General features: G+C 66.6%; 17 protein-coding genes. 8 read left to right on the forward strand and 9 right to left on the reverse strand.

Annotated elements, in window-relative coordinates; genetic code table 11:
• From FV223_RS02380 to FV223_RS02405, 6 genes are all read left to right on the forward strand, one after another.
• A partial coding sequence (locus tag FV223_RS02380; RefSeq protein WP_147725294.1) for a transposase occupies nt 1-196 on the forward strand: 196 nt, incomplete at its 5' end.
• A 617-nt stretch (nt 197-813) separates the two neighbouring features.
• Nucleotides 814-2,346 (forward strand): HAD-IIIC family phosphatase, encoded by a 1,533-nt coding sequence (locus FV223_RS02385; RefSeq protein WP_187276030.1) that lies wholly within the window; start codon nt 814-816, stop codon nt 2,344-2,346.
• 184 nt (nt 2,347-2,530) lie between these two features.
• Nucleotides 2,531-5,773 carry a glycosyltransferase gene (locus FV223_RS02390; protein WP_147725296.1) on the forward strand — a complete coding sequence of 1,081 codons (3,243 nt, stop codon included), beginning with the start codon at nt 2,531-2,533 and terminating at the stop codon, nt 5,771-5,773.
• 112 nt (nt 5,774-5,885) lie between these two features.
• The gene (locus FV223_RS02395; RefSeq protein ID WP_147725297.1) at nt 5,886-6,353 is read left to right on the forward strand and encodes a GspH/FimT family pseudopilin; all 468 of its coding nucleotides are present in this window, start codon (nt 5,886-5,888) and stop codon (nt 6,351-6,353) included.
• A complete protein-coding gene (locus FV223_RS02400) occupies nt 6,325-7,134 on the forward strand; it encodes a prepilin-type cleavage/methylation domain-containing protein (protein WP_147725298.1) in 810 nt (269 codons plus the stop codon). Before FV223_RS02395 ends, FV223_RS02400 begins: the two co-directional genes overlap by 29 nt.
• A 1-nt stretch (nt 7,135) precedes the next feature.
• Nucleotides 7,136-8,002, forward strand: a complete 867-nt coding sequence (locus tag FV223_RS02405; protein WP_147725299.1) for a type II secretion system protein GspK — start codon at nt 7,136-7,138, stop codon at nt 8,000-8,002.
• A gap of 21 nt (nt 8,003-8,023) precedes the next feature.
• Here the strand turns inward: FV223_RS02405 and FV223_RS02410 are convergent, their stop codons facing one another.
• Genes FV223_RS02410 through gspD form a run of 6 tightly spaced genes read right to left on the reverse strand, consistent with a single transcriptional unit; the run spans nt 8,024 to nt 14,263 of the window.
• Nucleotides 8,024-9,199: a class I SAM-dependent methyltransferase gene (locus FV223_RS02410; protein ID WP_147725300.1), complete on the reverse strand. Its 1,176-nt coding sequence runs from the start codon at nt 9,197-9,199 to the stop codon at nt 8,024-8,026.
• A 24-nt stretch (nt 9,200-9,223) separates the two neighbouring features.
• Nucleotides 9,224-9,715 carry a prepilin-type N-terminal cleavage/methylation domain-containing protein gene (locus FV223_RS02415; protein ID WP_147725301.1) on the reverse strand — a complete coding sequence of 164 codons (492 nt, stop codon included), beginning with the start codon at nt 9,713-9,715 and terminating at the stop codon, nt 9,224-9,226.
• Nucleotides 9,712-10,161: a type II secretion system major pseudopilin GspG gene (gspG, locus tag FV223_RS02420; protein ID WP_147725302.1), complete on the reverse strand. Its 450-nt coding sequence runs from the start codon at nt 10,159-10,161 to the stop codon at nt 9,712-9,714. The genes FV223_RS02415 and gspG overlap by 4 nt, the downstream gene beginning before the upstream one ends.
• A gap of 12 nt (nt 10,162-10,173) precedes the next feature.
• Entirely contained in the window at nt 10,174-11,394 is a 1,221-nt protein-coding gene (locus FV223_RS02425; RefSeq protein ID WP_147725303.1) for a type II secretion system F family protein, read from the reverse strand.
• Nucleotides 11,395-12,072 carry an A24 family peptidase gene (locus tag FV223_RS02430; RefSeq protein ID WP_187276031.1) on the reverse strand — a complete coding sequence of 226 codons (678 nt, stop codon included), beginning with the start codon at nt 12,070-12,072 and terminating at the stop codon, nt 11,395-11,397.
• Nucleotides 12,014-14,263, reverse strand: a complete 2,250-nt coding sequence (gene gspD / locus FV223_RS02435; protein WP_246687860.1) for a type II secretion system secretin GspD — start codon at nt 14,261-14,263, stop codon at nt 12,014-12,016. Before gspD ends, FV223_RS02430 begins: the two co-directional genes overlap by 59 nt.
• A gap of 358 nt (nt 14,264-14,621) precedes the next feature.
• Here gspD and FV223_RS02440 point away from each other — a divergent pair, with 358 nt between their 5' ends.
• Nucleotides 14,622-15,578: a ferritin-like domain-containing protein gene (locus FV223_RS02440; protein ID WP_147725306.1), complete on the forward strand. Its 957-nt coding sequence runs from the start codon at nt 14,622-14,624 to the stop codon at nt 15,576-15,578.
• Nucleotides 15,579-15,876: 298 nt separating this feature from the next.
• Complete coding sequence (locus tag FV223_RS02445; RefSeq protein WP_147725307.1) at nt 15,877-16,149, forward strand: hypothetical protein; 273 nt, start codon at nt 15,877-15,879, stop codon at nt 16,147-16,149.
• A 710-nt stretch (nt 16,150-16,859) separates the two neighbouring features.
• On the opposite strand, the gene gspM is transcribed toward FV223_RS02445, so the two are convergent.
• Genes gspM through FV223_RS02460 form a run of 3 tightly spaced genes read right to left on the reverse strand, consistent with a single transcriptional unit; the run spans nt 16,860 to nt 20,166 of the window.
• Complete coding sequence (gene gspM / locus FV223_RS02450; protein ID WP_147725308.1) at nt 16,860-17,426, reverse strand: type II secretion system protein GspM; 567 nt, start codon at nt 17,424-17,426, stop codon at nt 16,860-16,862.
• The gene (locus tag FV223_RS02455) at nt 17,423-18,490 is read right to left on the reverse strand and encodes a PilN domain-containing protein (RefSeq protein ID WP_147725309.1); all 1,068 of its coding nucleotides are present in this window, start codon (nt 18,488-18,490) and stop codon (nt 17,423-17,425) included. The genes gspM and FV223_RS02455 overlap by 4 nt, the downstream gene beginning before the upstream one ends.
• Complete coding sequence (locus tag FV223_RS02460) at nt 18,487-20,166, reverse strand: ATPase, T2SS/T4P/T4SS family (RefSeq protein ID WP_147725310.1); 1,680 nt, start codon at nt 20,164-20,166, stop codon at nt 18,487-18,489. The genes FV223_RS02455 and FV223_RS02460 overlap by 4 nt, the downstream gene beginning before the upstream one ends.
• Nucleotides 20,167-20,363 lie beyond the last annotated feature (197 nt).

Genomic DNA, 20,363 nt, shown 5'->3' on the forward strand with positions numbered 1-20,363 from the left:
TCGCATCGCTCGGCGCGGGATCGACAGCAGCGAGAAGCTTGGGCGTCACCGTTGGGTAGTCGAGCGCACCCATGCCTGGTTCAACCGTTTCCGACGCCTGCCCGTACGCTACGAGCGTCGCGCCGACATCTACGAGGCCTTCACCAACCTCGCCGCCAGTCTCATCACCCTCAACCAAATCAGGCGGTTCTGTTAGGCGCTCTTAGAACCCTACCCGTCCGTTTCGGAGTAGCCCGGAAACATACTCGAGGCACGGCTCGATCAGCACCAGAAGGCGACGACGACAACCAAGACGTTCTTGCAAGTGAGCTTGTAGTAGCGCGTTGCGACGCGATGGACGCCTTTCAGGATAAGAAGACGGCATCGACGCACCAGCGCGCACGATGAAGGCGCCGCCCATGTTGCCCTCTAGATACCGGGATACCCCTGCGCGATCGACACGATTAAGGAGACGGCACGGGCGAAATTTACGTCGGCCCAGCAGGAAACCGTATGACGTCGCTCTGGAGGTTCTTGTCGCCGCGGAGATCAAATTTCGGGCGGATTTCTAGCGCCCCGTCGCGCAATGGGGACATATCGGCCGATCCCGTTGTAGATTCACGGAGTTCCCGAGACCCGAAGGAGTTTCGGATCCCAACCGGCCTGCGGGCGACCCCGACCGGCTTGAGGCGGATCCTGGTGATCGGCTCCTGCCTCGTCGAAGATCTGGTCTCCCATTCGAACGACAGCGGGGCGACGCCCGGCGACTTCGTCCTGTTCAACAACATCGGACGACTGCCCGACACCCCGCCGCAGCCGATCGCCGCCTACGACGTGCAGATCGTCCAGATCCCGCTGCGCACCCTGCTGGCGGACGCGCATTTTGCCAAGCTCAAGTATCATCGCACCGAGGATTACCGGCTCGTTTTCGATCAGGCCGTGCAGCGCCTGAGCCTCGCCCTCGACGCGGCGATGCGCTGGAACCGGGAGACCGGAATTGCGAGCCTCATCGTCAACTACTTCCGCCCGCAACAGGACGTGCTCGGGCGCCTGTTACCGCGCAACGACTTACGGAACTTCACTTATTTCATCGATCGCCTTAACGAGAGTCTTGCCGATCTCGTCGCTAGCTATGCGAACGGTTACATCCTCGACTTCGACGCCATCTCCGCTACGATCGGACGCATCCACGTTCAAGACGAGCATCTCTGGATGCTGAATCACAATTCGACGTTGAGCGACTTCGATGCCGCCCACGATCGCGGCCGCCTTCACCCGCCGCCGCCGGTCAGCCGGCAGAGCGATCTGCGGATCGACGCGTTCTTCGATGCGGTCCACGCTGAGATCGAGGCGATGGTCCGGACGCTGCGGCAGATCGATGCCGTCAAGCTGGTGATCGTCGATTTGGACGACACGCTCTGGCGCGGCGTGCTCGCCGAGGAGTCGGGCGAGGCGAAGACCAACGAGGGCTGGCCGTTCGGCCTCGCCGAGGCACTGAACGTCCTTAAGGCGAGGGGGATCGTGCTCGCCATCGCGAGCAAGAATGACGACGCGACGATCCGCGCCGCCTGGGATTCTCAACTCGGCGACCGCCTGGAACTCGCCGATTTCGCGGTGGTGATGATTGGCTGGAATCAGAAGGTCGAGAGCGTCGCCGCGATCCTACAACAGGTCAACGTCCTGCCGTTGAGCACCGTGTTCATCGATGACAACCCGGTCGAGCGGGCCGCCATCGAGGCGGCGTTTCCGGGGATCCGGACGCTTGGGGCCGACCTCTACGGCATCCGCCGGACGCTTCTGTGGTCGGCCGAAACGCAGGTGCCGTTCATCTCGGACGAATCCGGAAGGAGGACCGAGATGATTCGGGCGCAGGTGGTGCGCGAGAAGACCCGCAAGACGGTCTCGCGCACCGAGTTTCTGGACGATCTCGACATCCGGGTCGCGTCGGACGTCATCACGACGATCGGGCATGGCCGCTTTCCCCGCACTCTCGAACTGATCAACAAGACCAATCAGTTCAACACCACCGGCCACCGGTGGACTTCGGAGGCGATGCAGGCGGCCCTTCAGGAGGGCGCGGTGATCCATGCCTTCTCGGTTGCCGACCGTTTCACCGATTACGGCCTCGTCGGCGCCGTCCTCGTGCGCGGCGCTGCGATAGAACAGCTCGTCATGAGTTGCCGCGTCGTCGGGCTCGACATCGAGCGGCGGATGCTGGCGAGCATCGTCGACGGGCTGAAGCGGGACGGTTCGACCCGGGTCTCGGCGTGCTTTCTCGCGACGGACAGGAACGCACCCTGTGCCGACGTCTTCGCCGATTCTGGGTTTCGCGCCGAGGGTGAGGGGTGGGTGTTCGATCTCAACTGACCGCGCGCGCGGCGGCAAACCTTCGTTCGGGCGCATCCCCGTTCCCCGAACTGGCCGCCACGCCGTCGGCGCGTGAACGGCGGGAAGCAGGTCCGATCCCGGTGCGCGATGCTTCGGCACGTTGTCTTTGCTGCGTCGAGGGTGCTTCCGGATCGGCGACAGAGGGTGGGCGGAACAGGACGCGATGAAGTTCTTTCGCAGCAAACGTCGTCCGCGCGTCGATCCGGTCATCGCGGATCATACCCGACGCGTTCAGGATTCCGGCCTGTTCGACGCCGAATGGTATCTTGCGACCTATCCAGAACTCGCGGGCTTTGGGCCGGGCCCCCTGGCGCATTTCTGCGAATACGGCCTGCACGAGCATCGCGATCCCGGGCCAAACTTCGACACGCGCCGCTACCTCGACGCCGTCCCCGCGGCCGGTACGGGTCCGCTGCCGCCTTTCCTGCACGCGATCGAGGCAGGCGAGGCCGCGAACGGATGCCCGGTCTGGCTGCGGGACGACGACGCGTCGCAGATCTACTTGATCCGCACCAGCGGGCTGTTCGACGAAGCGTGGTACCGCGACACCTACCCGGACGTCGCCAGGGGCGGATGGGATGCGCTGGCCCACTACCTCGAATACGGCGCGGCCGAACTGCGGGACCCCGGCCCGGCCTTCGATGCCGAGCATTACGCGCTCACGTATCCTCGCTACCACGAAACCTTTCCGATCCCGCTCGTCCATTACCTTCGGCTGGGATTCCGCCGCGGCCATCGGCCGACGGGCGTCTCGCGCTACGAGCGCTGGCTCGCCGTCCACGACGATCTCGAAGTGGCGGATCTGGAGCGGATCGCCGCCGAACCGGTGCCGTCGACCGTGCATTGCATCATTGTCGTCGGCCGGGACGACCCCGGCGCATTCGTGAGCGCCCTCGCAGGTCAGGCCGGTTCCTCTTGGCGCGCCATGCTGCTGCGCGGCCCGGACGTGGACAGCGCCTTCTGGAAGAAGATCGTCGCCCAGGTCGCCGCCGAGCGGCGGATCGCCTGCGTCGATACTATCGCCGAGGCGCTGGCAGGGCTGGCGGACGGGGACATCGTGTTGCTCGCCAGCGGGGGGAGCCGGCTGCGGCCGCACGCCTGTCACGCGTTCGCGGCCGCGCTCGGCCACGGGGCGGCGCTCGGCGCCTACAGCGATCACGACCGAATCGACGGGATCGGGGCGCGGCATGCGCCGGTGTTCGCGCCCGCCATGTCGCCCGTGCTCATGCGGCAGGTGCCCTATGCCGGCCCGGTGATCGCCCTGCGCATCGCCCCGCCGACCCGTGAGATGCTGGCGGGTGCATCGGGCCGCCTCGGGGATCCCGACCGGGCCTGGGCGGACCTGCTGCTCGGGCTCGACCCCGCGCGGGTGATCCGCATCCCGTTGATCCTCTACCACCGAGCCGTGGACGAGGCGGTGCCGCCATCGCGCACGAACCAGCCCGTTCCCGATCCGTCGTGGAACGCGGCCGAGGCATCTGACGACCCGCCGGAGCCGCTGCCTACCGTCCGAATCGTCATCCCGACGCGGGACCGGAGCGCCCTACTACGGGCCTGCATCGACAGCGTCCTTACACGCACCGACTACCCGTCCGAGCGTTATTGCATCGTTGTCGTGGACAACGGTTCGTCGGAGGATGAGACGGCGCGATACTTCGCGGAGGTCACGTCGGATGCGCGGGTGCGCGTCGTCGCCTCGCCCGGCCCGTTCAACTTCTCCGAGATCTGCAACGCCGGCGCCGCGGGCGCGGACGAAGACATCCTCGTTTTCCTCAACAACGACACCACCGTCCGGCAGCCGGATTGGCTGCGCCAGCTCGCCGTCCACGCCGCCCGGCCGGAGGCGGGCGCCGTCGGCGCGCGGTTGCTCTATCCAAGCGAGACGGTGCAGCATGGCGGCGTAGTCCTCGGCATCGCCGGCGTCGGCGCGCATGCCCTCGTCGATCTGCCGGAGGCGACTGCGCGCGCCCTCGATGCGACCCGTGAGATGAGCGCCGTCACCGGGGCCTGCCTCGCGGTCCGGCGTTCGGTCTTCGCGGAGATCGGCGGCTTCGACCCGCTGCTGCGGATCGATTACAACGACGTGGACCTCTGCTGCGCCGCCCATGCTGCGGGATACCGCAACCTCTACGTCGCAGAGCCGCTGCTGCTGCATCACGAATCGCTCTCGCGCGGCGCCTCCACGACCCGGGCGGATCAAGGCCGCAACGTCCGCGAGGCGATCCGCGTGCGGCGGCGACACGCGGCGGTGATCCGGGACGATCCGTTCTACAATCCGAATCTGTCGCGGGAGAGGATCGGGGGCCTCGCCGTTCCGCCGCGTGTGGTTCTCCCGTGGCGGCGTCCGCCCTCCGGCGTTCGCAGGGTTCTACTGCTGAGCGCCGGAGGCGGCATCGGCCAGTGGGTGGCGGATCAGGCGGCGTTTCTCACCGCGCGGGGCTTCGAGGTCATCCTCGGCGGCCCCGACCGGGAGGACGTGACCGCCGGCCCGGATCGCCGTCAGGTCCGACTCGCGGATCCCGTGGAGGCGGCGGTCTTCGCGACGCGCGAAGGCGTCGATGCGGTCATCGCCCACACCGCGCCGTTCTTTGCGGTGACGCAGCATCTTGGGCGGCGGCCGCTCGTCTACTGCGTCGATCACGGCGACGCGCCGCCGGGATCGGGGCCCGATCGCGACGCGCGGGCGGACGCAATCCTCGACAAGCGCTACCACGCCGCGCTGGCGCGCCGCGTCTTCTCGACGTCGCCGTCCGCACGGGACGCCCTGTTCGGCCAGGAGACGGTGCTGCTTGCCCATGACCGCCCGGCGGGTGCGGCATGGTCCGAGGCCTGGGCTGTGCGACGCCCGGCTCTCCGCGAAAAATTCGGTTTCACCGGGCGCTTCGTCGTGATCAATCTCTTCGGCATGGAGGCAGGAGACGCGCGGGACGATGGCATTGAAGACTTCGTCGCACTTGCCACCGAATATCCGTTCACCGATTCGGCACTTAAAGTTCGACCTCTTTTCGTCGCGGCCAGCCGTGGTCCCGTCGCCTGTCCCGACGAGCCTACCGACCTCGTGACGTTCGCGTCCCTTGGCGATGCCGACCTCTTCGACCTGTTGGCGGCCAGCGACCTCTATCTGACCCCGCAACGCCGGCAGGGCGTCGCGTGCGGCATTGCGCTCGCGCTTGCCATGGGGCTGCCGGTGGTCGCATCAGAGATCGCGGCTCATCGTGCCTATCCCCTTGAGATCGCGGCGGACCTGCCAGGGTTGTACCGGCTGATTATGCGCCATGCAGAAAGCTGGCGCGCAGGCACTGTGCACCGGACGGCGGTACTCATGCCCGGCGCGGATCCTCTGGCCGTGCTGGCGGACACGATCGCCCTCGACTTGGACCGCGATATTGCCGAACATTGGATCTGAGCACCTCACGCGACGCCTCGAATTCGACGCGCTCCGATGCAAGTGCTTCCCCGTGGGGCAGACTTCCTGCGGCTGGAGTTCCGCCGTAGGGCCAGGATTCTGAAAACACCGCATGAAACCGGCCGACGCCTCCCACCGCGCGAACCATGCGGGTTTCACCCTGATCGAGATGACGCTGGTCCTGGCGATCATCAGCCTGATCGCTGCACTTGCCTTGCCGCGTGTGTCGTTCTCGGGGAGCGCGACGAGCTTGCGGGTTAAGGGGTTCGAGATCGCGGCGATTCTTAGGGCCGACCGCGATGAAGCCGTCCGCAGCGGGCGCCCGGTGACAAGCGTCGTCGATCTCGCGGGCGGCCGCGTGCTGTCCAGCGCCGAGAATGGGGTAGTCGCCATCCCAACCAACCTGTTCCTGCGCATCTCCGGCGCGGGGCTCGACGGCATCCGCTTCCTGCCGGACGGGCGGGCGTCGGGCGGAGAGATTTTTCTGATGCGGGCCGACCGGTCCGGCATCCTGTCGGTCCGGGTCGATCCGCAGACCGCAGCGATCGTGATTGACCGGGGCGCACGTCTTGACGAGTGAGGGGGACGCCCGCGCAACACACACCGCGCGACGTCTCCGCGTCCCGCCCGCGCGGCCGCGTTCGGCTGGCTTCCTCCTTCTGGAGGCGCTGGCGACGATGGCGATCGGTGCAATCATCCTCGTCGCGGTCGGGTCACTGCTCGGGCTAATGTCGCGGCAGGCTGACCGGACGGCGGAGCGCACCGAACGCTTAGACGTCGCCAGCCACGCTCTGGCCGCGCTCGCCCGCGACATCGGGTCGATCGCGCGCGCGCGTTGGGCCGGGCCGGGCCAGCGGAACTTCGTGTTCGCGGGCCTGCCCGACCGGATGCTGTTCTCCCTAGACCGAACTGACACGGACCGCACGCCCCGGAGCCTCGCGATCCTGCTGCAGGGGACCGAGACAAAGGACGGCAGCACCGTGCTTCGCGCCGAGGCGCCGCTTTCGCCCCTCGATCGCGACGAGGCCGCACTCGATTTCGCGCCCGCGCACACGGTCTACGCTGGCACGGCCTCAGTCCGCTTCGCCTATGTGGTGGCGCCCGGCGAAGGCACTCCCGAACTCTTGGTCGACGTCTGGCCCGCGGCCGAAACGCTGCCGATCGCCGTGCGCGTCGCCTTCACCGATCCCGCAAGCGGGGAAATCCTGTCGAGCCTTCGCGTCCCGCTACGAATTGAGGCAGAGCCGGGCTGCGCCGCACCGCGAAAGGCGTTCTGCAGCCGCATCGATCCGCGCTCGCTTGAGGCCCAAGGCCAGCCCGGCGTGCCGACGCCCGGCATGGCCGCTGCGGTTGGGCGCTGAGATGCGCAGCCGGCAGGACGGCTTCATCCTCGTGGCGGTGCTCGGCATCATGGCCCTACTCCTGAGCCTTGCCGGCGGGACGGCGCTGATGGTGCGCTCAGCCATCAATGGCGTGCGCGGTACCGCCGACGACCTCAGACTCGAAGCGATGGTCCGCTCCGGCATCGACCTCGCGGCCCACGAACTGTTCGCATTGAAACTCCCGGCGGCGCGGATCCGCGACCAGCGGATCGCCGTCGACGGCGGCACCATCACCCTGTCCGCAGTCGACGAATCTGGCCGGATCGACCTGAACTGGTCTGATCCCATGCTGCTGGCAGGCGCGTATCGCGCCGTTGGGCTAACCGGCTTAAAGCCTGAGATATTCGCCGCCCGCGTCGTGCAATGGCGCGACCGCTACGAGGACAAGCCGCCGGCGAACGCCGATCCGGCCAAGATCAACCTCGCGGCCAAGCCCGTCGGCCGGGGCAAAGACGGCTTCCGTACCGTGGGGGAACTCCGCTGGTTGGCCGACGTCACGGACGACGATGTGGCCGCCCTCGCGCCCCTGCTCACCGTCGACAACGTCCAGGGCCGCGTGAACGTGCTGGAAGCCTCCGCGACGGTTCTGATGGCGCTGCCCGAGATGAGTCCGAGCCTCGTCGCGCAGGTGGTGGCTTTGCGTGCTGCGCCGCGTGCGACGATCGACGATCGACTCAAGCTTTTGCTGCCGAAGCAGCAGCCGTTAATCACCACGACACGCGGCACGGCCTTCCGCGTCCGCGTCATGGTCACCACCGTGGCGGCCGCCAACCGCAGCGTCGCCGTTACCCTGGCCCGTGCTCCGATCCGCGACGCACCGTACTACGTCACCGCTTGGGAGCGCTGACCGGCTCCGAAGGGGCAAGGGTCAGATCCGGTTGGTCGGTTTGACCACGAAGTAGAGGTCATCAGACGCCACGAGCCGGGTCTCGATCGCTATCCGCTCGATCATCATCGTCAAGTCGAGGATCGCCATGTCACTCTCGCTGCGGAAATTTCCGGCGCGGTCGGCGAGCAGGTTGCGCAGCAGCGTGCCCCCCATCGGCAGCACCTCGACCACGTCGAAGGCGGCAAACAGCATCGAGCGCAGGTCGGCGCTGCGGGGCGCCTCGCTTGGATCGTAACTGGCTACCGCCGGGATGGTCGGCAGCGTCAAGCGGGCATCGATCCGGTCCTCCTGCTCCTCTTTCAGGTTCCGCCGCAAGTGCGCGGGCAGGTAGCCGAAGATCTCGTCGGCGAGCCGGCGGGCATCCCGATCCATCTGAAGGCGCGGCGGCCCGAAGTAATCGAGACCGAGGATCAGCCCGTCCGGCGAGACGATCCGGTTGAGGAAGGGCAGGAACCGTTCGAGGTCGGCGCAATGGTGCAGGGAGTGGCAGAAAAAGACCACGTCGAAGCTGCGGTCGATCGGAGGCGGATGGTTGAAATCGAAGGCTAAAAACTCGGATTCGAGCGGAAACTGCTCGATCTTTCGCCGAGCGTCCGCGAGCAGGGCCGCGTCATACTCGTAGAGCGTGATCTTCGACAGAGGCCAGTGTCCCTGGCGCAGGATTGCCTCCTCGATCCCGCCCGGGCCGCAGCCGAACGAGGCGAGGCTGAGGTTGCGGCCGAGCCGCTCGCGCAGCGGCGCGAGGTGGCGGTCGAGGGTCCAGTCGAGCCATAGACCGCGCTCGGCGGTGGAGCGGCCGGTCATCAGGCGGGCTACATAGTCGTGAACCGGCGGTAGGCCCTTCCAGTCGAGCACTTGGCGTCGTGCCTCCCAGTCGGGGTCGAGCACTTGCCGCCAGGTGGTCTCGCCTGGTGCGACCGGCTCGCCCGAGACCGCGCCGTCTGCGGCGGGCGCCGGTTCCATCGGGGCCGGTGCAGACGCGATAGAGGCAGCCTCCGGTTCAGGAGGGATCGGATTCGGGATCGGTCGCGCGGCTTTCGAGAAGCGCTTCAGGAAGATCTCGAGGCCCATCATACGGATCACTTTCAGTCTGCCTCGCGTCGTGAGTCCGGAGGTTCGGAAACCCGACGGTTCCGGTCGGATCGCGAAGGCCACGGGCCTGTCTCGGTAGCGATCATGCTACCGCCCCCCGCCATCGGCCGATGCCGTCTGCCCAAGGCGGATCGTCTCGACCGTTACGGCCGTTCCGCGGCGGGTCAAAACCTCAATGTCCTGGCGCATGGGCGTCCAGCGGATGCGCGGGGCGGGGCTTGCCGGATCGCAGGAGCCGGCCGATTGCTGGCAGCCGCCTTCCGCGTCCCGCTCGGCCTCGGGTAGAGGAAGCTCCAGTGCCGCGAGGAGGATGGTGTAGCGGTAGCCGTCCAGGGTTCCGGTGCGTCCGCCCCTGCCGATGTCCGATACGCGCAAAGGTTCGGCCAGGAGCGAGCGGGCGACGCGCTCGGCGGCGAGCCTGTCCTCTACCGCCACGAGCCCGGCGCGCGACTGCACCACGCCCCGCTGCACCACGAGGCTCAGGACAGCTACGATCGCAAAGGCCGCGAGCGCCTCGATTAGCGTAAAGCCCGCCGACACCCCGCGCTTGCGCGAGTCGCTTCGAACCCCGGCCGTCATTCCTTGCCGATCACGCCGTTGCCGCCCTTCACGCCGTCGGCGCCGAGCGAGAGGATGGCGTAGGGGGCGGTCTTGCCTGGCGTCCGGTACTCGTAGGGATGTCCCCAAGGGTCGGCCGGAACGCTGCCCTGCTTGAGGTAGGGACCGCTCCAGTTCTCCGCGGCGGGCGGGCGCTGCACTAATGATTGCAGGCCCTCGCTCGTCGACGGGTAACGGCCGTTGTCGAGGTAGAACAGGTCGAGCGCTGAGGCGAAGGACTCGATCTGAAGCTTGGCCGCCTTGTCGCGCGAGCTCGACAGGTAGCCGAGCACTCGCGGACCCGCGAGGCCCATGACGAGGCCGAGGATCACCAGCACGACGAGCAACTCGACGAGGGTGAAGCCACCCTGCGCATCGCGCCGGGGACGCACGGATTGATCGAAGCGGAAACGCACGGAAGCCATCATCGGGACGAAACCTCAGACCAGCAGGTCGTTGATGCTCATGAGCGCGGTCATAACCGAGATGATGAGCCACGCGATCAGAAGACTTACCAGAACCATCACCGCCGGCCCCACCACCGCTATGACACGACCCAGAGCCGCGTCGAGCTTGGCCTCGTAGAACACCGCGACGCGGCTGGCACTGTCGGCGAGATCGCCGGATTCCTCACCGACGCGCAGCATCTGCACCACGTGCCGGGGGAAAAGTTTTCCGCGCGACAAGGTTTCGGAGAGGCGCTGGCCCTGGCGCACGTCTGCGACGACCCGGTCGATCTCGGAGCCAGCACCGGGCAAGCGCACGACGCCACGGATCAGGCGGAGCGCGGTGGAGATATCGACGCGGTTGCGCACTAAGATCGCCAGCGTCCGGCAGAAGGTGACGGTGAGTTCGTTGGCCAGCACCGCCCGGCTGAACGGCAGGCGTGCGAGCAGGGCGAGCCACAGCCCGCGCTCGCTGCCGATCCGGTTAAGTAAGATGGTGCCCCCTAGGAGGCCAGCCATCGACAGCACCACGACGTCAAGGTTGCGGTTGAGAAAGCCCGACATCTCGAACACCACCAGCGCCGATGGATCGATCTTGTCGCGGAAGCCCTGCAGCGCGACCTCGAACTTCGGGATCAGGTAGATCAGGATGAAGAACAGCACGCCCACCGCCGCGACCACCAGAAAGCAGGGGTAGGAGATCGCCGAGATGAAGCGCTTTCGGAGGCGCTCGCCCCGTTGGCGCTCGGCGGCGAGCCCGCTCAATGCCTCCTCCAGTCGCCCGGAGGTCTCGGCGACCTCAACCATCTTCACGTAGATCGGAGGGAAGAGCTTCGGGTGCGCGGAGATCGCCTCCGACAGGCTTTTGCCGTGGCTAAGCGCGGCATGAAGGTCGCGCAGCACCCGCACGAGCCAGCTCCGGCTCTCCATTTGGGAGAGGATCTGAAGCGCCTCGGTGAGCGCGACGCCACCCTTGAGTAGCATCGCTAGATCTAGCGTCAGGCCGGTGATGTCCTCGGGGCGCGGGTCAGGCGTCAACCAGTCCCGCAGCGAGCGCCCGGCCGGCCGCGTCCCGCGGGCTTCCGTCTTGACCGAGATCGGGGTGCAGCCGATCCGGTCGAGATGGGCGAAGACCTCGCCGCTCGCCTGGGCCTCCATCGTCCCCTTCAGGATTTTGCCCGCCGAATCGAGGGCCATGTAGGCGAAGGTTGACATCTACGGGTGCCCCAGCACGCCGGGTAGGATCTGTCCGACGAGCCACGTCGCCCAAAGCGCGGGGGCGAGGACGGCGCCGAAGGCAATCCGGTCGGTCACTGGAACCGCGCGCGCCAGAGCGGGTAGCATGCGGCCCGCGCCGACCACGGCGAGGCTGGTCAGGCTCGCGCCGAGGACCGCCCAGGAGAGCCCAACGGTGCCGAGCAGGACGCCGCCGGCAGCCGCGAGCTTCACGTCGCCAAGACCGATGCCGTCATGGCCGCGGAGACGGTAATAGCCCTCCCGCAACCCGAGCAGGACGCCGCCGCAGATCGCGGCGTCGAGAACCGCCAAGCCGATACTCACAACTGGAGTCTCGCCCAGATAGGCGCCGTCGCCGATCCGTGCCGTGAGGCCGATCAGTCCGAGAGCCAGAGTCGCGGCGTCAGGAATCGTGAAATCCGCTAGATCCTGCCAGACGATCCGCAAGCCGATTATGGCCAGAGCGAGCGCGACGACTCCCGTCGCGATGGCCCCCGGACCGACCCAGGTCGCGAACGCCGCGCCAGCGACGGCAACAGCGATCACAAGCCCGGCGAAATCGGTCGTTTCGACGCGTCTGACGAACATGCGCGGTGGGTCAGGGCTTGTAGACCGGGCGGCGGGCAGGCAGCGCAGCACCGCGTCGAGCGCCTGCATCGAGCAGCTTGCCACGGTAATCCTCCGCGACCCGCTGTGCATCGCGACCCGATCGCACCACGACGGGTCGGATAAACACCACGAGTTCGGTGCGCTGGGCGCCGTTGTCGACGGAGCTGAACAGATCACCGACGTTCGGGATACGATCGATGAACGGGATACCGTCGCGGGAGGTCTGCCGCTTTTCGCTGATCAGGCCGGCGAGCAGCACGGTCTGTCCGTTAGCCACCGAGATCGTGCTCGCGACGCGGCGTTTCGAGATCGTCGGCGTTAGGGTGTTTGAAGCGCCAACCACCGCCGAGATCTCCTGCTCGATCTGCATGGTCACGGCATCGTTCTGGCCGATGCGGGGGACAACGTTGAGGATGATGCCGGTGTCGCGGAACTCGACCTGGCTGACGAGCGGAGCGCCGGGCACGGTGATCCCCTGTGCCTGCGTCGTGGTGATCGGCACGGAATCGCCAACCTGGAGCGAGGCAGGCTGGTTCTCAATGACGACGAGGGAGGGCGAGGACAGGATCTTGACGTCGGTGAAGCCGTCGAGCGCCGAGAGCACCACGTCCGGGCCGGAATAACCGCCGACAAGGAAATTGAAGCCGCCGCCGGCCCCCGCCGTAAGCGCGTTGGTGGCGCCGCCGGCCGTCGCCGCGGCCGCGCTCAGCAGGCCAATCGATCCCTTGCCCTTGCCCAGCCCGATGTTCTTAGAGTCGAGAAAGTACTGCACGCCGTACTTGAGCTGGTCGGTGAGCGTCACCTCGGCGATGGTTACGTTAACGGCAACCTGCGCCGGGGTCGCGTCGAGCTGACGGAGCGCTGCGTTGATCTTTCGGTAGGTCTCGCCGTCGGCATAGGTGATGACCGAATTGTTCGATGGGTCCGCGCTGATCGAGACGCGCCGCGCTCCGTTGCCGCGCCGGGTCAGGTCGAGGCTGTCGCTGCCGCCGCCGAGCGCCGTTGGGCCGCCATCGGCCATGCCGTTGCTTTGCACCGAGTCGCCGTAGGCTGAGGCGAACCGCGCCCGGAGGAGGTCGGCGCCGGTGTTCTGCTGGCCGCCGCCCTGGTTGGCGGAATTGCCCTGGCCGAGGCTGCCATAACTAGAGCCGGAATTACCGCCGTTCAGGCCACCGCCCTGATTGCTACCGGCAAAATTCCGGCCCTGCCCCTGTCCGCCCCCGTTGAGGCCCCCGAGCCCGGCGCCCTGAGTCGGGGTGTTGGTGTTCATGTTCGAGTTTCCGGTCCCGAAGAGACCGTTGATGACGCGCGCCAGTTCCTTTGCGTCGCGGTAACGCGCCTTGTAGATGAACACCGTCTCCTCGGCGGCCTCGACCGTGCCGTCGAGCTTGCGCACGAAGGTTTCGGCCCGGCGGATCAGGGACGGGTTCTTCGACATCGCCATCACAGCGCGCAGGCGCGTGATCGGTTTGAACTGGATCAGGCCCGAACTCGCCCCGTTTTCGCCAGTGTCAAACAGCTGCGTCAGGTCGGCGACGACCGCCTCCGGCCGGGCACGGCGTAGCTCGAACAGGCTCACCGACTGCCCTCGCATCCAGTCCGCATCAAAGGCCAGGATCGCGCTCACCGCTTCCTGGCGACGCGGGCCGGGTCCCTTCACGATGATGGTGTTGCGCCCGGTATCGAAACGCAGGCCGTCTGCCTCGGTAACGAAACCCGAAACGAGCTTCGACATCACCGCGGCCGAGACGTAGCGCAACGGAACCACCGAGACGCCGTAGCCCGGCACCTGCGCGTTGCCGAAGCTGACGTTTCCGATGCTAGTGGCGGCCGAGGTAATGCGGTAGCCGGCCGCGTTGCGGGTCATAGTGTAGCCCTGGCCTGACAGCACCGTCTCCAGCGCGGAGAGCAGCTCTACGCGCGTCATCGGCCGGGGCGAGGAGATTGTAATCTGGCCAGCGACGTCGGAAGCCATCGTGTAGTTGAGGCCGAGCGTATCGTTCAGAATGGCGTGGACCACATCCTTCACTTCAGCCCGCTCGAAGTTGAGACGGTAGCTGCCGGCCTCGCCGGGCTGGGTCCCGATCTCCACCGCGTCGGAGCCAAGCCCCGCCGTCGCCTCGACATCCTCAGGGCTGAAATTGTAGGTCCGCCCCTCGCCACGATCAGGCGCAACGACCGCATCCCGCGACGGCTTGCCTGCAACGGTCCGGCGCAGCGGACGCGCCGTCAGATCCACCTCTGTTTCGGGGCCTGTAAGGCTGGCACGCGGGGGGGCGATATCACGGGCGAGGGCGACGGAGCCGAGAAGTCCCGCGCAACAAACCAGAGCAAAGGATAGCCGCGTCAAAGACATGGGAAATTTTTCCGATCTCGGCCTTTCGTTAACGTACCCTTCATTTCTGTCCGTGCCCACCGGGACGAGCGCCCTACAACAGCTTTCTTGCTATTGCGTGCCTGATTAGACACAGTCAAAGAAAATGCTACACAGTTAAGCCACTTTTAGTAAACCCGTCATTGTGGCGAATCGCGTTACCGCTAACTTCGCCGTCGACGCCGCGATTTCAGGCGTGCGACACGTTGGGAGAAAACGGACCATGATCGACAGGCAGAACACTGCAGAGAGCGAGCTTGCGGGCCTCGAGCCCGGCACTCGCGTCGTCAATCTCGAAAAAGGTCGTCGCGCCTTCCTCCAGACGCTCGGCCTCGGCATCGCTGGCGCCGCCATCCTCGGCAACGCCACGACCCAGTCCCAGGCTCAAGCACTGCCGCCGAACGTCACCGACGCGGACATCCTGAACTTCGCACTTAACCTCGAGTATCTCGAGGCGGAATTCTACCTCAACGCCGTTAACGGGGCCGGCCTGAAGGCCGCCGACCTGCAGGGCGTCGGTGCCATCGGCGCCGTCAACGGCGGTGGCCGTGCCGTGCCGTTCACCGATCCGAACGTCCGCAAGTACGCTTTCGAGATCGCCGCCGACGAGGAGGCCCACGTCCGCTTCCTGCGCGCTGCACTGGGCAGCGCCGCCGTCAGCCGTCCTCGCCTCGACATCGACTTCGCCTTCACCGCCGCCGCCCGCGCGGCGGGCCTGATCGGCGCAAACGACCGGTTCGACGCCTACGCCAATGACACGAACTTCCTTCTCGCCTCCTTCATCTTCGAGGATGTTGGAGTCACTGCTTATAACGGCGCTGCCGGCGCGATCCAGAACAAGACCTATCTAAGCGCTGCTGCCAGCATCCTCGCGGTCGAGGCCTATCACGCTGGCATCATCCGCACTACGCTGTACGCTAAGGGCCTGATTAATCAGGCGGACGCGATCTCAAACGCTCGCGACTCGCTCGACGGCAATACCGACCTCGACCAGGGCATTAGCGGAACCCAGTCTGCGACCCCAGGCTTCCAGTTCTCGGATGCGAACCTCGTTCCGACCAACGCCCAAGGCCTTGTGTTCGCCCGCACCCCCGGCCAGGTTCTGAACATCGTCTACCTCAACACCACCCAGAGCCCGGGCGGCTTCTTCCCCGGCGGCCTCAACGGAACCCTGCGCTAGTCGCCGCACAGGTATCGTCGTCGGAGGGCAAGGCATCGTTCTCCGACGACGCGAAACGTGGGTCACCGAGTTCAGTCGTGAAAGAGGCTGATCAATCGGCGACCGGCGCGGGCCTATCGTCATCGCTATCTCGGTCGGCTCGGCTTCTGCTAGCGCGTGCGCGGACGATCGTCGGTCCCGATCTGCGGTACATGCGACCGACCACTCGGATCGCTGGCCCGAGTCGAGACGCTTCCTTGAAACTTGAGCACATCTCGCACCGTAGGCTCCTTCGGAAACATTTTGCCGGAGGCGGGCGATGTCGAAGGTCCACTACGTCGTGCGGCGCAGCCGCATGGGCAGGTTCAACTTCACGCTCATCAGCGAGGCGGGCCGGATCACGGGTTCGGTCGTCGTATCGACCGCAGGTAGAACCGGCGCCGACATCGAGAGCGACGCGCGCGATCAAATACACCAGCTCGCCGGAACTTTCGCGAGGATCGCATGCCCGACCATGCCCGGCGTGGACGACACGACGTCGAGGAAATGCGGGCAGGCCATCAGCCATCCCCTCAGCAGGATCACATCGTGAGATTGCCGCGTGGCGTGAAGGTGTGGCGATGCTTTAGAAAGCCAATCACGGTTGAGTTCTATATAGTCGGGCGGGACTCATGCCCGCTGTCGGTAAAAATCGCGGGGCAATCCTTCTCCGATAAAGGCCAGCGGTACCCCATTTAGGTCCCCCGGGCACCAAGATGGCTCATCGCCCTAGCGGAATGCCGATAGGCAGAGGACTGCCGGGACGTGCACCCGGAGGGCTCGATGTACCTACGCTAAAGAGCCGATAGGTGGTCTCGCGCGTCCCATCGCGAAGCGTTACGCGGTCGGGGCCGATGGCCTGGACACGCCATGTTTCCACCGAGTCCCCGAGTTTAAGGCTGAGCGAAGAACCTCCTGTTGGACGGCGCAGGATCGCTACAGCTTTGTCCACACCCGCGACGACGCCGACGAGGCGCAGATCCGGCGGCGGAGCTTCGACCGCCACGGGCGCCGGTGGAGCGGTAATAACCTGTCGCGGTGGTGGCGGTCGGCGCGATGGTGCGAAGAGCGGCCGTCCCCTAAAGGCATCGAGCGTCGCGGGATCGAGCGTGCTCAGCGGGTTCAGGTTCTGCGCTGGGCCTGGTGGCGGGCGGTCGTCAGCGACTTGAGCCGACGTCGGCACGATCGCCGATTCGAGAAGGACGAGAACCAGAACGGCACCGGCGGCGGCGCCACGGCGTCGGGCATGACGATACGGGCAGATCATTGCGTGCTCTCGCGGCGGTAGCCGCGGATCGCGAGTGCGACGCGCAGGGTCGGATTGGCTTCCTCGCCCCCCGCGCTACGCCCCGACACAGGGCGGATGTTCACGGCCTCGACCGTAAGCAGCGGCAGGCCGGTCTCGACTGCCTTTAGCAAATCGAAGAATCCTTCGTTGCCGATGTCGAGACTAAGGCGAAGCTGTATGCTGCGCTGAGCCGCCGCGTCGGGTGCTTCGTCGCCGCGAACCTCAATCAGCCGGCCGCCAGCGCGTTCGACGAGGCCGGCGAGACGCTGCTGGAGTTCTGCGCGGGCGAGGCTCCCCGTTTCAGCTGTCAGATAAAGGGCCGAGAGGTCACCGCGCGTCGGCACCGGACGACCGGCCTCCGCCCGGATCCTCGCCTCGACCTGAGCGAGATGGCCGGCTGCGCTATTCACCTCGGCACCGGCCTCCAACCAGCGCGTGAGATTGGTGATCGTGATTGCGAGCAACAGTAGCGGTATGCCAACGCACAGCGCGACAGCAAGCGGCCCGAACCAGCGAGTGTCACGGGCTTCCGCGAGCGTCATCGTGCCGTGCCCGGCGCATCGCTGCGGGTCGCTACCAGATCGAAGGCGTCCCGCCTGTCAGCATCGCGGATCACCGGCGCGGCGAAACGCGGGTTCTTCAAGCCGGCATCCACTTCGAGGCGTGCGATCAGCGCCGGCGCATCGACAGAGCGGCCTACGAGGCGAATCCGGGTCGGATCGATGTCGAGTTCGCGCAGTACCGTGTCGTCGGGCAAGGCGCGGCTCAGCTTATCGATAAGCACGATCGTCGCGGTATCGGCGCGCTTGCCCTCTAACAGGGCGCGTTCGCGTGATGTGCCAGGCCCGCCGCGCAGCGCGAGCTTCGTGCGTAGCGCAGTCAGCCTCTGCTGGACATCCTCTGCGTCCGACGTGGCCGAAGCCGCCACGATCGCTGAGAACAGGCACGCGGTCGCGAGCCCGCCGAGCAGGACTGCGAAGCCGCGGCCGATACGCGCCCGAAGGCGGCCGTCGGAAGCCTGCGTACGCCCCTTATAGAGGTCGAAGCGTAGCGGCGCGTCGAGCGGTTCCGCGGCACTGCCCAGCGCCGTTGCCGTGAGCCCCGCACCTGCGAGGCGCGCCAGGAACGGCGCCACGAGATCGACGGAGGTCGCGAGCAGATCGACACCGATCGTGCCATCCTCGGAGACGCCGTCGACGACGCTGTAGGCATAGAGAACGTGGTCCGCCCGCCATGGCGTCAGACGTTCCAAGCGGTGCGCGATGATCGGCTGGAGATAACTTCGCCCGGCATCGGGAAGGCGCAGCGAGCGCGTCAGGAACACCTCCGGTGGCAGTCTCAACTGCACCGCACCCACGTGGAACGCCTCCGGTGCGCGCACGTCGTCGGCCAGATGCAGCGGCGGGCCAAGACAATCTTTCCGCAGGCTGTGGAGCAAGAGTCCATCCGGCGCGATCAAGACGACGTGGCTCACGCCCGTCGAGAAGCGGGCAACGAGTGGCCGGAGGGTCGCAACAAAGGAGTCGAGCAGCGCTGCGCCGATCGTCTGCATCGCGGTCGCTGCGGGCCGGATCGTGGCCGGCATCATTCCGGTAGAGAGCGTCATCCCGAAATCCGCATAACCTCGTCGAGTGAGGTGAGTCCAAGGCTCGCCTTCTCGATCCCATCGTCAAGCATCGTAGTCATGCCGACCGCACGCGCCGCCTGGAGCAGGATGCGGGGATCGGGCTGGCCGCGGATGAGGTCACGCAAGTCGTCGCCGACAGCGAGTGCCTCGAACACCCCGATGCGTCCGCGGAAGCCGCTCTCGTTGCAATGGGCACAGCCGGTCGCTGCGTGAAAGTTGTGGCCCGTCGCCTCGGGGCCGCCACGGCGCGCGCGGAGGTCGCGAGCGACCTCGAGGCCCTTTGGATCTGGAACCCGGCAGCGCTCGCACAAGCGACGAACCAGCCGCTGGCCTATCACCCCGCGCAGGCTCGACGCGATGAGATACGGCTCGACCCCCATATCGACGAGGCGCACCACCGCGTCGACCGCGCTGTTGGTATGCAATGTCGTCAGCACAAGGTGCCCGGTGAGAGCGGCCTGGATGCCGATCGCCGCGGTTTCGCGGTCCCGCATCTCGCCGACCATGATCACATCTGGGTCGTGGCGAAGGAACGATCGCAGTGCGGTGGCGAAGGTTAGACCGATTGCCGGCTTGATCTGGGTCTGGTGGATTCCGGGGAGTTGGTACTCCACCGGGTCCTCGACGGTGACGATCTTGCGCGCGGGATCGTTCAGCAGAGAGATCGCGGTGGCGAGCGTCGTAGTCTTGCCGCTGCCGGTGGGGCCGGTAACAATAATGATGCCGTGTGGCTCGGCGAGCAGCCTGACCACCGCGTCGCGGTCGCGGTCGGACAGGCCAACGCGCTTGAAGTCGAGTAGCCGCGTGTCCTTCAGCAAAATACGGAGCACTGCCGTCTCGCCGTAAAGTGTCGGCATGATCGCGACGCGCAGATCCGCCTCGGTGTTGCCGATCCTGACGTTGGTGCGCCCGTCCTGCGGCAGGCGGCGTTCGGCGATGTCGAGGCCGGCGAGAATCTTCACCCGCGAGATTACCGCGGCTGCCATGTGACGCGGCATCGTCTGCTGCGCCCGCAAGTGACCGTCTACGCGGAACCGGACCTTCAGTTCCTCGCGTCCGGTCTCGATGTGGATGTCGGTGGCGCCCGCCTGGATCGCACGCTCTAACAGCCCGTCGATGACGCGCACGATCGGGGCGCCGCGGGCGAGATCCTGCAGCGTCTCGATGTCGTCGGAGAGGGCGTAGTCGGACCCGGTCTCGCTCTCGACCTCGTCGCGTGGCGCGTCGGCGGGGCGACTACGCTCGAACAGCTCCTCGATTTCTTCGAACGAGAGCACCGCCAACGGCACCGCCCCGCCAAGCGCGAGGGCGACCGCGCGGATCGGTTCGAGATGGCCGGGGTCCGCGGTCACCAGCAGCGGGTGCCCGTCGCGCATGACCGGATACAGGTAGGCCTCGCGTAGGAAGTCGCGGGACAATGTGTCGAGGGCATGGGGAAGTCCGGCGATCGCGTGACGGTCGGCCCGTGGGACCCCGTGAAAGGCCGCGACCGCATCCGCGAGGTCGATCGCCGAGACCGTCCCGCCCCGCCAGATCGCTTCCGCCGCGCCGCCGCTGGCGCGCGGCGGTGCCGGTACCGTCGCGAGCCCGCGCCGACGGCGAAGGAATTCCGCCAGGGTCTCGCCCTGGATGGCGGCGGGGGCGTCGATCTGCATACGTCCTCTCCGATCCAGCCGGTCGCCCGTGCGCTAGGCGTCACAATCAGCCGGAGCCTACACGGATTGTCCGGCCTACGACCAGATCAAGGTCAGAAATCGCGCCAAAACCATTGGCTGTGTCAGGTTAGCGACATCAAGGATACAATGTCGCCACCAAGCTCTTCGGACAGCGACATCTTCACGTAGGCCGTGGC

Origin of the sequence: Methylobacterium sp. WL116 (assembly GCF_008039455.1) — a bacterium.
Classification (GTDB): Bacteria; Pseudomonadota; Alphaproteobacteria; order Rhizobiales; family Beijerinckiaceae; genus Methylobacterium.